This is a genomic window from Streptomyces sp. NPDC059851 (genome assembly GCF_042732005.1).
Taxonomy (GTDB): domain Bacteria; phylum Actinomycetota; class Actinomycetes; order Streptomycetales; family Streptomycetaceae; genus Streptomyces.
Map to the genome: position 1 here is coordinate 1 of NZ_JBHWJJ010000180.1, position 14,157 is coordinate 14,157.

The following is a 14,157-nucleotide window of genomic DNA, read 5'->3' on the forward strand; positions in this document are numbered from 1 at the left end:
GCCGGCCTGACCCTCTACCAAGTCATCCGCACACTTCAGATCCTCCTGGCCACCTGGGCCGGCGCCTGCCCCACCTGTCACCGCGACATACCCACCCGCGAACCAACCTGACCAAGCACTACTAGTGCTCTGATCGGAAGGGTCCACCGCCTCGCGACGCCCGGCACGGCACCTCGCTGCGTCGCCGGACCGCGCGAGTACGCCGAGTACGAGCTGCGGCCCTCCGCCTTGCGATGCACCGCACCGGACGCCGTGAGCCGGCAAACCTCTCCGGCCAGAGCTCTAGAACCTGATGTCGGCCGCGACCGGCAGGTGGTCGCTACCCGTCGCGGGCAGGGTCCGGACGCGCACGACGGTCACCGAGCGGGTCAGGACCTGGTCGATCCTGGCCACTGGTAGCGCGGCGGGCCAGCTGAAGGCGAAGTCCCGGGCGGGCCGGGTCATCCGGTCGGTGACCGGGGCCAGCCCGCGGTCGTCGACCGTACTGTTGAGGTCCCCGAGCAGGACCACCCGGTCCAGCGGCTCGGCGGCGAGCGCCCGGCCGAGCAGGACCGCGCTCTCGTCGCGGCGGGCGGAGCCGAAGCCGCGCGCGCCGAGGCGGAGCGAGGGCAGGTGCGCCACGTACACGGCCGCCTCCCCGCGGGGGGTCCGGGCGGTTGCCCGCAGCCCCCGGTTCCAGTCCTCGCCGAGGCCGGCCGGGCGGATGTCGACCGGTCGGGCGTCGGCGAGGGGATGCCTCGACCAGAGCCCGACGGTGCCGACCGTCGCGTGGTACGGGTACTGCGGGGCCAGGGCGGCCGCGTAGGCGGGCAGTGCAGCGGGGGTCAGCTCCTCCAGGGCGATGAGGTCGGCCCCGGTGGCGGCCAACGCCCGTGCGGTGCCGGCCGGGTCGGGGTTCTCGTCGCTGACGTTGTGCTGGACGGCGACCAGGTCGGGGGCCCGGTCAGGGCCGGGGAGCAGGAACCCGCCGAACAGCCACAGCCAAGCGGCCGCGGGCAGCAGGGCGGCGTACGCGGCCCGGGCCGACCGGCGCAGCAGGGCCCGGCCGAGGAGCGCGGGGACGGCGAGGCCCAGCCAGGGCAGGAAGGTCTCCAGCAGCCCGGCGGGCCGGCCGGGCAGTCCCGGCAGCGCGCGGTGGAACACCAGCAGCCCGCCGACCACGGCCCCGAGGGCACCGGCGACCGCCCCCCGCGGCACGGCCCGCAGTGCGCCCCTGACCCCACGTCGTCTCCTCGACGCCATGTTCCGGCCGGCTCCTCTCGCCTCGTCCCGGCCGGTGGATGTCGTCGCACGGTGCGCGCGGCGCGGCCTGCTGCGAAGACGTGGGAGGTGCGGGTCCGGTTCCCCTCCCGCACCGCCCGCCCCGGGTTAGCCTGGGCCGCATGGACGAGTCGGACGGTGTGGAAGTCGTCGCCTTCGCTGATGGAGAGGCGTTCGAGGAGTGGCTGGCCGTGCACTACGGGCGGCAGGAGGGGGTGTGGATCAAGGTCGCCAAGAAGAAGTCCGGCATCCCCTCGGTCACGGACGGCGAGCTGGTCGACATCGGCCTGTGCTACGGCTGGATATCCGGCCAACGCCGCTCCCTCGACGGGCAGTACTACCTGCAGAAGTACGTACCGCGCAGGCCGCGGAGCCTGTGGTCGCAGGTGAACGTGGAGAAGGTCGCGGAACTGACGGCCCTCGGCCGGATGCGCGAACCCGGCCTGGCCGAGGTGCGCAAGGCGCAGGAGGACGGGCGGTGGGCGGGGGCCTACGCCTCGCAGAAGTCCGCGACGGTACCGGAGGACGTCGCCGCGGCCCTGGCCGAACACCCGGGGGCCCGGGCGGCGTTCGAGGCGCTCGACCGCACCGGCCGGTACCTCGTGATCCTCCCGGTCCTCCAGGCCCTCACCCCGGAAGCCCGCCGGACCCGCCTCGACCGGGCGCTGGCCCTCCTGGCGGCGGGCCGGCGAGCGTGAGGACCGGCGGGGTCCGGCGCAGCCGGATGCGGTCTTCCGCCGACCGTCACCGCGTCGGCCCGCCACCCGCCGGGGCTCGGCGGACGCGGGCCAGGATCAGGACCGTGTCGTCCGTGGCGCCGGCGTCCGGGAGGAGTTCGGCGAGGATGCGGTCCGCGGCGTCCTCCAGGGAGTCGACGGGGGCGGCGAGCCGGCTGCGGAGGACGTCGATGCCGGTGTCGATGTCCTGCCCGCGGGCCTCGACGAGGCCGTCGGTGTAGAGGGCGAGGACGGCGCCCTCGGGGAGGTCGACGGTGATCGCCCGGTACGGGACGCTGCCCACGCCCAGGGGGATGCCGAGGCCCTCGCCGATCGCCCGCACCGTGCCGTCCGGGGCACGGTACAGGGGCGGCAGGTGGCCCGCGTTGGCGATCCGGGCGCTGCCCGTGTTGGGGTCGTAGTCGAGGAACAGGCAGGTCGCCCACTCGATGCCCGCCTCCTGGGCGCAGTCGTCGAGTTCGGTGAGGAGGGCCGCCGGGTCGTCGGAGGTGTGCCGTGCCAGGGTCTTGGCGGTGATCCGCAGCCGCCCCATGGCCGCGGCGGCGAGCACTCCGTGCCCCATGACGTCGCCGACGACGAGGGCCACCCGGCCACCGGGCAGGGCGATGGCGTCGTACCAGTCGCCGCCGACCTCGGTGACACGGCTGCCCGGGAGGTAGCGGTGGGCGATGTCGACGTACGGGCCGGCGGCCGGGGCGCTGGGCAGCAGGGCGCGCTGGAGGGTGAGCGCGATGTCCTGGATCCTGCCGTACAGGCGGGCGTTGTCCAAGCAGAGGGCGGCCCTGGAGGCGAGTTCGCCGGCGAGGCGGAGGTCTTCCGGGGCGAAGGCCGGCCGGCGGGCGGACCGGCCGAACATGGCGATGCCCTGCACGGTGCCTCGTGCGATGAGCGGTGCGATGAGGATGTCGGCGAAGCCGCTGTCCAGCAGCAGCCGGGCGCGTTGTTCGTGGGAGACGGTGCGGGCGAGGAACTCCGCGTCGACGGGGACGGACAGGGGGCGGCCGGTGCTCAGCATTTCGTGGATGCTGGAGCCGGGCGGGTAGACGACCCGCTCCAGGCCTGCGAGGAGTTCGTCGGCGGCGGGGGCGTCGAGGACGGTGCCCGAGGCGATCCGCCGGGTGATGAGCGGCAGCTGCGGGTCGAAGTCCTCGGTCTCGTCGATCCATTCCACGAGTTCGACGACGCAGCCGTCCCCGAAGTCCGGCACGGCCGCCTGCACCAGCTCGTGCGCGGTGACGTCGAGGTCGAGGGTGGTGCCGATGCTGGCCGCGGCCCGGTCGAGGAGGGCGAGGCGCTGCCGGGCGGCGCTGGCTTCGAGGATGGCCCGTTCCCGGTCCGTGACGTCGACCATGAGGCCGCCCACGCCCCGCCGGGTGTCCCCGGCACCGCTGAGCGGGAAGAAGCTGACCGAGCGGACCTGGTCGAGGTCCGGGCGGCCCGCCGTGCGCAGGCCGACGAGGGCGCCTACGACGGTGAGGCCGCCGCGGGCGACGGACCGCAGCATCCGCTGGTACTCGCCGCCGTCCGAGGTGATCATGATGTCGTCGACGGGGCGCCCGAGGTGGTCGGCGAGGGAGATGCCGTCCATGTCGGCCAGGGCCTGGTTGAGGTGGACGTAGTGCAGGTTCTCGTCGAGCATGACCAGGCCGATCGGGCAGGTCTTGAAGAGGGTGTCGAGGAAGACGAGGTTGGTTTTGACCCGGTCGAGGTCCGCCCCCCGGGCCGCCAGGCACAGGACGACGACGGCGCCCGTGGGGCCGGTCAGCGGGAATCCCCTGAACCCGCAGTCGAAGACGGTGTCGTCCCGGTGCAGCGCGGGCATCCGTACCCGCCAGTATCCGAGGGCGCGGGCCCGCTCGACGAGCCGCGCCGCGCCGCCCGGCTCGCCCGGGGACGGCGGTGGGAAGAGGTCCGCGGCGGGCCGGGCCAGCACGGTGTCCGCGGGGTGGCCGAAGAGGCCCTGCGCTCCGGGGCCCCAGTAGCAGATCCGCTCGTCGCCGTCGATGCCGAAGACGGCCACGGCCACGTCCTCCAGCAGCGCCCCGGGTTCGGAACGGAGCGGGCCGGGGTCCTGCTCGCCCCCCAGCCGGGCCGCTGGCATCACCTGGCCCCCTTCCGGGCCCGCACGGCAGGTCGCGGGCCGACTCCTCAATTCTGCGCGTCCTGCGTGCCGAGGACACCACCGGAGGCGGAGCGTGGCCGAAGTGCGACGGGCGGTGACCGGCGGCGGGTTGCCCCGGACGGTACGGGCGGGCAGGCCGGGGGCGGTTTCCCGCTCGCGGGCTGCCGACGGGCGACGGGAAACCCGTCGACCTCCCCCGGCCGCGCGTCCAGGCTGGTCCCGTCAGCAATCGGCAACCAGTACGAACGCACCCCATGGGGGAGACACGATGCGCACCCTGTTCCGCAGTGCCGCCGCCCTCGCCACCGCCACCGCGGCCGTCCTGGCCCTGGGCGGTGCGGCCGACGCCAAGCCCGCCGACGAGTGGGCGGGCTGCCCCTACGGGTCGGTCTGCATCTACCCGGAGAACCAGAACCCGGCCGTCAAGCCGACCCACGTCTTCACCCGCTACGGGGCCCACAACCTGAGCAACCAGTACGGCTACCACTGGGTCCTGAACAACCAGTACGGCGGAGCCACCGCGAGCCTGTGCACCGGTTCCAACGGGGTGGGCTGCGGCGCCCCGATCGGTGAGGGCCGGGGCGTCTACGCCAATCTCACGCCGATCAATTCCATAACCCTCAACCGACCCTAGCCGCAAGCGTGTTCGGGCAGCCCTGCGGATCCGCCGCCCGTCGGCCCCGCAGGGCTGCCCCGCCGTGCTGTTTTCCGCCACGCCGGACGCGACGCACCCCGGACCGTCCGGCCCCGGCTGTAGCCTGGGGCTGCCATCTCACGACCTGGGCGCACACTGCCATGGGGGATGCCGTGGGGGACCCGGACCCTGACCGCGGACGGAACAGCACCGACCAGCCCGACACGTCCGCAGCAGCGCAGACGCCCGTACCGGCGGCTGCCGACGACGGCGGCGCAGCGGCGGCGTTCCCGGCGCAGCTGCGCCGGCTGCGCGTGGAACGGGGCCTGTCGTTGGCGGGCCTGGCCCGTCAGACCCACTACAGCAAGGGCTACCTCAGCAAGATCGAGACCGGTGCCAAGCGGGTCACCGTGGACGTGGCGCTGCGCTGCGACCGGGTGTTGGAGGCCGACGGAACGCTGCTGCGGCTGGCCCGGGAGGCGGAGGCGGCCGCGACCCGGGGCACCGCACCCGCCGCCACATCCGGTGCCGGCCGTGCCCCCGTCCCGGTGCCCGGGGCGGTCCCCGCGTCCGCGGGCGGTTCGCCGTCCGTCCCGCCGGCGGACGGGGAGTGCCCGTACCGGGGCCTGGCGTCCTTCACCGACCGGGACGCGGACCGGTTCTTCGGCCGGGAGCGTGCGACGGCCGCTCTCGTCGAGCGGGTCTTCGAGCGGATCGGCTGCGGCCCGCTGATGCTCGTGGGCCGGTCGGGCGCGGGCAAGTCCTCGCTGCTGAGCGCCGGTCTGGTGCCGGCGCTGCGGCGGCGCGGCGGGTTCCCGGCGGCCGGCGCCGAGTCCTGGCCGGTCGTACGGTTCACCCCGACCGCGCACCCCCTGCAGGAACTGCTGGACTGCACGGCGAAGGTGTTGGGCGGCGGACTCGGCATCACTTCGCAGGAGTTGGCCGAGCGGCCCGAGCGACTCCTGGAGGCGGTGGGGCAGCGGGGGCGTACGGTACGACCGGTACTGCTCGTCGACCAGTTCGAAGAGGTTTTCACCCTCTGCGGTGACGAGGAGGAGCGGTACGCCTTCGTCCGCGTGCTGTGCGCCCTGGCCACGACCCGCCCGGAGCCCGAACCCTACGGACCAGGATCCCGGCTGGTGCACGAACCGGACCCCGAGCACGCGCCCGGGCCCGCGCCGCTCCCGGAGGCGGGAGCGGGGCCGCAGGCGGGGCCGGAGGAGGGGGCGGCTCGGCACGACGCCGCCGTCGTGGTCCTCGGCCTGCGCGCCGACTTCACCGGCAGCTGCCTGGACCTCCCCGAGCTCGCCGCGGTCTTCACCGACGGGCTGTTCGTCCTGCCGCCCATGTCCGTGGCCGAGCTGAAGGAGGCCGTCGCCCGCCCGGCGGAACGCGCCGGGCTCGCCCTCGAACCCGGCCTGGTGCCCCTGCTGCTGCGGGACGCCGGCGTACTGCGCGACGGCCTCGCCGACGCGGCCGAGGCCGGGCGGGCCGCAGCCCCCTCCGGTGCGCTGCCGTTGGTGTCGCACGCGCTGCTGGCCACGTGGCAGCGCCGCGAGGGAGCGGTGCTGACCGTCGCCGGGTACGAACACACCGGCGGCATCCAAGGGGCCGTGGCCCAGACCGCCGAAAGCGTCTTCGCCCGGCTGTACCCGGCCGAGCAGCGGATGGTGCGCCGGATCCTGCTGGCCCTGGTCCATGTCGCCGACGGCACCGGGGCGACCCGCCGCCGGACGGGCCGGGTGGCACTGCTGGAGCAGTTCGCGGACGCCGCGGCGCCGGCCGCACGGGCGTTGGACGCCTTCGTCCGGGCCCGGCTCGTCACGGCGGACCGGGACACCGTGGAGATCGCCCACGAGGCCCTGCTGCACGCCTGGCCCCGCCTGCACGGCTGGATCCACGCCGACCGGGACGGCCTGGTGATCCACCGTCAGCTGGCCGAGGCCGCCGTCGAGTGGGAGCGCGAGGGGCGCGACCCGTCCGTGCTGCACCGCGGGACCCGCCTGGAGGCCGCCCGGTCCTTTGCCGATGAGCTCGACGGCAGGAGCCGGCTCACCCCGCTGGAGGCGGAGTTCCTGCGCGCGAGCACGGCCGCCGAGGACGCCCGGCGTACGCAGGCCCGGCGCCAGGTCCGGCGTCGACAGCGGATGCTGGCGCTGCTGCTGGTGCTGCTGGTGCTGGCCGTGAGCGCGGGCGGGGTCGCCTACCGGCAGCGGGGACAGGCCCTCGCCCAGGAACGCGCGGCCCGGTCGCACGCGCTCGCCGCGGAGTCGGCCTCACTGGCGGCGGGCCGGCCCGAGGCGTCGATGCGGCTCGCCGAGGAGGCGTACCGCACGAAGGTGACCCCGCAGGCGCGCGGCGCACTGCTGAGCACCCAGTCGCAGCCCTTCCTCGCCCGGTTCGCCGGGCACAGCGGCCCGGTCAACGCCGCGGCCTTCGCCCCGGGCGGCCGGCTGCTCGCGACGGCCGGCTCCGACGGGAAGGTGCTGCTGCGCCGGGTCTCCGACCGGCGGACCACCGCGACGCTGACCATGCCCGGGCGGGTCCGCTCGGTCGCCTTCAGTCCGGACGGCCGGGCCCTCGCGGCGACTTCCACCGAGGGCCCCGTACGGCTGTGGGACACCGCGGGGCGCCTGACGGCCGAGCTCCCGGCGGAGACGGCGGGCGCCCGGGCCGTGGCCTTCTCCCCCGACGGGCGCACCCTCGCCGTGGCGGCCGCCGACGGCACGGTACAACTGCGTGATCCGGCGGGCGGGGCGGCCGAGCCGCGGGTCCTGACCGGGCACACGGGGAGGGTGGAGGCGCTGGCGTACGCGCCGGACGGCCGGACCCTGGCCTCGGCCGGCGCCGACCAGACGGTGCGGCTGTGGGACACGTCCGACGACGCCCGTCCGCCCGCGGTGCTGCGCGGGCACACGGGCGGCCTGCTGGGGGTGGCGTTCGCCCCGGACGGCCGCAGCGTGGCGAGCGGCGGCAGCGACCGTACGGTGCGGGTGTGGGACGTGGCCGAACGGAGGGCGACCGCGACGCTGACCGGGCACAGCGACGACGTCAACGCCGTCGCCTACACCCCGGACGGCACGACCGTCGTCAGTGCCGGCGGCGACGGGGCCACCCGGCTGTGGGACGTGCGCAGTGGCCGCCCGACGGCCACGCTGTCGGGGCACACCGACTACGTGCTCGCGCTCGCCGTGGACTCCGCGGGAGCGACGCTGGCCACGGCCTCCTTCGACCAGTCCGTGGTGCTGTGGGACCTGCGCGGTCCGGTCCTGGCCCCCCGGCCCTTCGCCGAGGTCTGGCACGCCGCGTACAGCCCGGACGGGAAGCTGCTGGCCACCGCGGACGGGGACCACACGGTGCGGCTGTGGGACGTGGCCGGACGGCGGGTGGCAGCGGTGTTCGAAGGGCATGCGGAGGCCGTGTACGCGGTGGCCTTCGCCCCGGACGGGCGCACCCTGGCCTCGGCCGGCTCCGACGGCACGGTCCGGTTGTGGGACGCAGCCGCGCGCACGCCGCTCGCCACGCTGACCGGCCACGCCGGCACCGTGTACGCGGTGGCGTTCGCCCCGGACGGGCGCACCCTCGCCTCGGCGGCGTCCGACCGCACGGTCCGCCTGTGGGACGTTCCGGGGCGGGCGCCCCTGGCCACGCTCACCGGCCATACGGACTTCGCCAATGACGTCGTGTTCAGCCCGGACGGGCGCATCCTCGCCAGCGCGGGGGACGATCTGACGGTCCGGTTGTGGGACGTGGCCGGCCGGGCACCGCTGGCCACCCTCACGGGGCACGCGGGCGCGGTCCGGGCCGTGGCCTTCGCCCCGGACGGGCGGACCCTGGCGAGCAGCGGCAACGACGGTACCGTCCGCCTGTGGGACGTGCGGCGGCACGCGGTCACGGCGGTGCTGTCCGGACACGTCGGCGCGGCCCGGGGCGTCGCGTTCTCCCCCGACGGCCGCACCCTGGCCAGCAGCGGCAACGACCGCACGGTCCGGCTGTGGGACGTGCCCGGCCGGCGGCCGTGGGCCGCCCTGACGGGTCATTCGAACGCGGTGTGGGGCGTGGCGTTCTCGCCCGACGGGCGGACGGTGGCCAGCAGCAGCACCGACGGCACGGTACGGCTGTGGAACCCGGATCCGGCGGCCAGGCTGGCGGCCGTCTGCCGGCTCGGCGCGGCCCGCGGGCCCTCCGACAGCCCGCCGAACAGCCAGCCCGACAACCAGCCCGACAACCAGCCCGTCGGATCGTCCGACCATCCGTCAGACGGACCGTCCGATGACCCGTCGGTCCCGCGGGAGGCAGCGGCGCACTGCGCCGGAGAGCCCTGACCGACAGGGGTTTCCCGGGGGTTTCCCGTTGCCCGTCCGGGTGGGGTGACGTCCGGATCTCGACGCCGCGGGCGCCGGGCCAGCAGGCTCGTGCCGTACCCACCGCAGCAAGAGAAACGGGGTCCCGCATGCTCCGCCGGTCCGCTCCCCTCGGCACGCTCCTCGCGCTCCTGGCCTTCCTCCTGTGGGCGCCCGGCCCGACCCCGGCGGCCGCCGACACCTCCTGCCGGGTCCTGGCTCCCGGCGCCTCCGCCGAGGCCGAACGGGCGGTCGCCGCCGCCTGCGAGCAGGTCGCGGCCGGCGTCTGGTACACCTGGGGCGGTGGTCACGGCCCGGAGCCGGGTGCCACGTACGGCCAGGTGGACCCCACCGACCCGGCCAGCGAGCACGATCCCGAACGGCTCGGCTTCGACTGCTCGGGCCTGGTCCGGTACGCGTATGCGCGGGCCACCGGATCGGACGTCCTGAACGGCACCGCCTCCACCCAGTACTACACCCACCGCGCGGCCGAGCGCTTCAGGGCCGCCCAGGGCCTCGCGCCGCTCCTCCCCGGCGACCTGCTCGTGTGGGGGACCTCGCAGCACCTGCACCACATCGCCGTCTACTTGGGGGCGGGCCGGATGGCGGAGGCCAAGCAGTCCGGCACCAAGCTGATGGTCAGTGACGTCCGGCTGTCCGGCGACTACTACGGGGCGGTGCGCGTCAACCCCGGACCCGTGACGGGGTCCCTCTTCCGGACGTGGGGCACCGGTGTCTGGACCAAGGCCCTCCCGTCCACCTCGGCCGCCCGCGTCTACGCCTTCCCCGGACCGACGACGGTCCGCGTCCAGTGCCAGAAGCACGCCGAAAAGGTGACCTCGGACGGCTACACCAACGACGCCTGGTCCTACCTGCCCGACTACGAGGCGTGGATGACGAACATCTACGTCCAGGGGCCCGCATGGCTGGAAGGCGTGCCCACCTGCACCTTCTGACGCGTTGCGGTGCCCGGCCCGCCCACGGGCAGGCCGTACGCTCCCCCTTCTCCCCCATGTTCCCCCCTCACCCCTCCTACCTCCCCTCCCCTCTCCGCATCCAGCCGAGGAGCACCGTGCGCCTGCCCGCCCACCGCCGTCTGACCATCGGCGCCGCCCTACTGGCCGCAGTGGCCGCTGTAGCGCCGGCCGCCACCGCCCACGCCGCCGTCGTGACCGGTCCGGTCGTGACACCGGCCGGGGTTTCCGCCGCCCCGCCGCCGAGGCCCGATCTCGATGCGCTCGTAGGGGCGTTGCGCAACACGACGGCGGCCGGCGCGCCCGGGGCCGTGGCCCGCTTCACCGGAGGGGGCCGGCCCGTGGCCAGGGCGGTCGGGGTGCGGGACCGGGCCAGCGGGGCGGCCATGGATCCCCGCGCACGCTTCCGGATCGGCAGCGTCACCAAGACGTTCTCGGCGGTCGTCCTGCTCCAGCTGGCGGCCGAAGGGCGGCTGGGCCTGGACGACCCGGTCGAGCGGCATCTGCCCGGGCTGCTGCCCGACGGGGACCGGATCACGGTGCGCCACCTGCTGTCCCACCGCAGCGGGCTGGCCGACTACACGGACGCCATGTTCGAGCACACCGTGCCCGGCTTCGAGGCCGTTCGCAACAGGGTCTTCACCCCGAGGGAGCTCGTCGGCCTCTCCCTGCGCGAGCCGCGCACCACGCAGCCGGGGGCGGCGTACGCGTACTCGAACACCAACTTCGTGATCGTCGGCATGCTCATCGAGAAGGCCACCGGGAAGGGGCTGGCACAGGAGTACGAACGCCGCATCATCAAGCCGCTGGGACTGGACCACACGGCGTACGTGCACCCGGCCGCGTCCGTCCCCGGGCGGCACGTCCGCGGCTACCTCCACCCCGACGGGGCTGGGGCGCCGCTGGTGGACTCCACCGAGCAGACGGCGTCCTGGGCACAGGCCGCCGGGGCGATGATCTCCGACCCGGCCGATCTGACCACCTTCATGTCCGCGCTGCTCGGGGGCCGGCTGCTGCCGCCGCGCATGCTGGACGCGATGCTCGCGATGAGCCCGACCGACACCGCGGGAACCCGGTTCTACGGGCTCGGGCTGCGGCGCTACGACCTGACCTGCGGAGTGCAGGTGTACGGCCACACGGGAACGGTGCAGGGCTACTACACGTACGCCTTCGCCACCCGTGACGGGCGGCGTGCGCTGGCCGCCATGGCGAACACCTCGAACCGGGGCGGGGCCAACACCGCGCTGGGCGGCTCCCTGGAGGCCGTCTTCTGCGGCGGGAAGTCGGCCTCCGCTGCCGTGGGCCGCGGCTTCGGGGCTACGCCGAGGCCCGCTCCGGCGGACGCGGACCTGCCGGAGCGCGGCTGACGCGGCGGCGCCCCGCCCCGGGTTCCATCGACCGGCGCTCCCACGGGGGTGGGGCGCCGGCCGGGTGTGCTCAGACGAGGCGGTGGCGGCGGCGCAGGAGGACGGCCGTCAGCGTGACGAAGGCCGCGGCGAGGACCAGGTAGACGGCCGTGTCGATGGCCTGGAAGGTCCAGAAGTCGGAGCTGGGGTACACCTTGTGGACCCGGCCGACGAAGTGGTGCTCCGCCATGCAGGCGCGCAGCTCGTCACCGGAGAACAGGCAGTTCTCCAACGGGTGCTGGGCGCCGTCGGGCGTCAGGTAGCGGTAGCCCGCGGACCAGGCGCTGCCGATGGGCTGCTTGGGGGTCATCCCGGGGGTGATCCGGTCCACCGGGGTGACGAAGTCGCGGCGGAAGAAGGTGAGGGCGGCGGCCAGGCCCAGGACCGCACTGCCCGTGATGACCATGGCCGGGACGGTGCGGCGCACCAGCAGCCCGATGGCGGTGCCGGCGGCCAGCGCGCACAAGGCGCCGGCGACGGCGGAGGGGCCGGAGGCGTTGAGGACGTACGGGTCGTACCAGTAGACGCCGGCCAGGACGTTCGCTATCGGCTCCCACCACCAGGCGATCAGCGCGGCGAGGGCGGTGGAGATGACGACGGTGCAGAGCGCGGCGAGGCCGAACCGGGCGGCGAACCAGCTACGGACGCCGACGCCCTGGGTGAGGGCCAGTTTGACGGTGCCGCGCTCGATCTCCCGGCCGATCAGGGGGGCGCCCCAGAACATGCCGATGGCGGAGGGGACGAGCAGTCCGATGCCGCCGAGCACCCGGATCTCCGGGCTCTGCTCGAACACGGCCAGTTGGACCTGGGGTTGGCAATCGCCGTTCCAGCCCTTGCACTCGGTGAGGTCGTAGCCGGCGACGGCGTCCATCAGGTCCGCGCGCCGCAGGGCGGCCCAGGCCGTGCAGGCGGCGACGAGCAGGAGCCCGGCGAGGACGAGCAGGCGCTGCTGGCGCCAGGCGAGCCATAGGGACCCGGTCATGCTGCGGCCTCCGTTTCCTCGACGGCCGCGGTCGGCGCGGTCGGCGCGGCTGTCGGTGGGGCGGAGCGCAGATGGGCGAGGAGGAGCTCCTCGAGGGACGGGGTCGCGGTGATCCACCGATCGTCGGCGCCGGCCGGGAGGGCGGCACCGGGGGCGTTGCGGACCACGGCGGTGAGGTGTCGGCCGGTGGTCGTGGTGTGGACGACGGCGTCGCGGTCGGCCCCCCGGGGCAGGCCGTCCGCGGTGGTGGGGTCGGCGAGGCCGGTGAGCCGGGTGTAGGCCTCCCGGAGGTCCTGGGTGTCACCCGCGAGACGGATCCGACCCTGCTGCAGGAGGAGGACGTGGTCGCAGACGTTCTCCAGTTCGGGGAGCACGTGCGAGGAGATCACCACGGTGAGGCCGCGGTCGGCGACCTCGGCCATGAGCAGGCCCATCGCCTCGTGGCGGACCAGCGGGTCGAGGTCGGCGAGCGGCTCGTCCAGCAGGAGGAGGTCGGCCTGTTTGCCCATCGTCAGCGCCAGGGCCACCCGGGTGCGCTGGCCGCCGGAGAGGCTGCCGACCCGGGCGTCCAGGGGGACGTCGCCGGCGCGCACGATCCGCTCGGCCTTCGCCAGGTCGAAGCGGCGGTCCAGCCGGCGGCCCAGGGAAAGCGTGTCGGCGACGGTGAACTGCGGGTAGAGCGGCTTGTCCTGGGCGAGATAGGCCGTACGGTTGCGGGCCTCGCGGCTGCCGGGGGCGGCGCCGAAGACGCGTATGGTGCCGGCGGCGGGCCGCAGTAGACCGGTCATCAGGTGGAACAGGGTGGTCTTCCCGGCCCCGTTGGGGCCGACCAGCGCGGCGATACGGCCCGGCGGCAGTTCGAACTCGCAGCCGTTCAGGGCCTTCTTCCCCCGGAAGTCGTGCTCGATCGCCGTTGCCCGGAGCGCCGCGGGGGCGGTCGGGTCGTTCACGTGGTGTCCTCTCGTCACGGTGCGTCCTCGCCGGGTCGGGGCGCGGACGCCGGTGCCGTCGTCTCGGTGAGTGCCGCCTCGACGAGCGCGAGGATGTCGGCGCGCCCCAGTCCTGCTTCCCGTGCCCTCGCCATCCAGACGAGGAGGTCGGCGCGCAGCGGCGAGTCGGCCGCCGCTTCCGGGCGCGACAGCGAGCGGGTGACGAACGTGCCCCGTCCGGGGCGGGGTTCGACGAGCCCTTCGCGCTCCAGTTCGCGGTAGGCCTTCAGCACCGTGTTGGGGTTGATCGCGGTGGCCTCGACGACGGCCCTGGCGGTCGGCAGTCGGTCCCCCGGTTCCAGGACGCCCAGTCTGAGTGCCTGTTTGACCTGGTTGACGAGCTGTAGGTACGTCGCGACACCGCTGTGCCGGTCCACCTGGAACTCGATCATCTCTGCCTCACCACCATTCCACTAATGTGTTAGTGGAATGGTGCAACCATGGGTCGGGGAAGGTCAAGCCGACGGGTCGCCGGCCGCCGTGATGGCCCGGATCCGTTCACTGAAGTCCGGTACGGGCAAGGGGAGTTCGAGGTCGTCGTCGACATAGCGGACCGCAGCGGAGACGTACTCCATGACGGCGTCGACCGTCGCCCGACCGTCGGGGGGCGCGCCCCCCCCCCCGGGGGCCCGCCGGGGTGGGGCCGGGGGGCGGGCCCGGGGGGCCGGGGGGCGCGGGGGGGGGGGGGGCGGGCGGGGCGCCCGCCGGCC

The 14,157-nt window shown here is 74.9% G+C and carries 10 protein-coding genes; 5 read left to right on the plus strand and 5 right to left on the minus strand.

The annotated features are described in order from the left end of the window. Window positions 1-282: 282 nt before the first annotated feature. Window positions 283-1,242 (minus strand): endonuclease/exonuclease/phosphatase family protein, encoded by a 960-nt coding sequence (locus tag ACFV7Q_RS35460; RefSeq protein WP_385435043.1) that lies wholly within the window; start codon window positions 1,240-1,242, stop codon window positions 283-285. Window positions 1,243-1,382: 140 nt separating this feature from the next. On the opposite strand from ACFV7Q_RS35460, the gene ACFV7Q_RS35465 reads away from it, so the two are divergent. Continuing rightward, a complete protein-coding gene (locus tag ACFV7Q_RS35465) occupies window positions 1,383-1,958 on the plus strand; it encodes a YdeI family protein (RefSeq protein ID WP_385435044.1) in 576 nt (191 codons plus the stop codon). A gap of 46 nt (window positions 1,959-2,004) precedes the next feature. On the opposite strand, the gene ACFV7Q_RS35470 is transcribed toward ACFV7Q_RS35465, so the two are convergent. Further along, window positions 2,005-4,098, minus strand: a complete 2,094-nt coding sequence (locus ACFV7Q_RS35470; RefSeq protein ID WP_385435045.1) for a SpoIIE family protein phosphatase — start codon at window positions 4,096-4,098, stop codon at window positions 2,005-2,007. A gap of 289 nt (window positions 4,099-4,387) precedes the next feature. Between ACFV7Q_RS35470 and ACFV7Q_RS35475 the strand changes: the two genes are divergently transcribed. From ACFV7Q_RS35475 to ACFV7Q_RS35490, 4 genes are all read left to right on the plus strand, one after another. Further along, complete coding sequence (locus ACFV7Q_RS35475) at window positions 4,388-4,753, plus strand: hypothetical protein (RefSeq protein ID WP_385435046.1); 366 nt, start codon at window positions 4,388-4,390, stop codon at window positions 4,751-4,753. Window positions 4,754-4,914: 161 nt separating this feature from the next. Beyond that, the gene (locus ACFV7Q_RS35480; protein WP_385435047.1) at window positions 4,915-9,078 is read left to right on the plus strand and encodes a helix-turn-helix domain-containing protein; all 4,164 of its coding nucleotides are present in this window, start codon (window positions 4,915-4,917) and stop codon (window positions 9,076-9,078) included. 128 nt (window positions 9,079-9,206) lie between these two features. Beyond that, window positions 9,207-10,052: an NlpC/P60 family protein gene (locus ACFV7Q_RS35485; protein ID WP_385435048.1), complete on the plus strand. Its 846-nt coding sequence runs from the start codon at window positions 9,207-9,209 to the stop codon at window positions 10,050-10,052. 116 nt (window positions 10,053-10,168) lie between these two features. Then, window positions 10,169-11,437: a serine hydrolase domain-containing protein gene (locus ACFV7Q_RS35490; protein ID WP_385435049.1), complete on the plus strand. Its 1,269-nt coding sequence runs from the start codon at window positions 10,169-10,171 to the stop codon at window positions 11,435-11,437. Window positions 11,438-11,507: 70 nt separating this feature from the next. Here ACFV7Q_RS35490 and ACFV7Q_RS35495 read toward each other — a convergent pair whose 3' ends face one another. Genes ACFV7Q_RS35495 through ACFV7Q_RS35505 form a run of 3 tightly spaced genes read right to left on the minus strand, consistent with a single transcriptional unit; the run spans window position 11,508 to window position 13,839 of the window. Beyond that, window positions 11,508-12,458: an ABC transporter permease subunit gene (locus ACFV7Q_RS35495; RefSeq protein WP_385435050.1), complete on the minus strand. Its 951-nt coding sequence runs from the start codon at window positions 12,456-12,458 to the stop codon at window positions 11,508-11,510. Continuing rightward, window positions 12,455-13,408 (minus strand): ABC transporter ATP-binding protein, encoded by a 954-nt coding sequence (locus tag ACFV7Q_RS35500; protein ID WP_385435051.1) that lies wholly within the window; start codon window positions 13,406-13,408, stop codon window positions 12,455-12,457. The genes ACFV7Q_RS35495 and ACFV7Q_RS35500 overlap by 4 nt, the downstream gene beginning before the upstream one ends. A 14-nt stretch (window positions 13,409-13,422) precedes the next feature. Next, window positions 13,423-13,839, minus strand: coding sequence for a GntR family transcriptional regulator (locus ACFV7Q_RS35505; protein WP_385435052.1), 417 nt, complete (start codon window positions 13,837-13,839; stop codon window positions 13,423-13,425). Window positions 13,840-14,157: the final 318 nt, after the last annotated feature.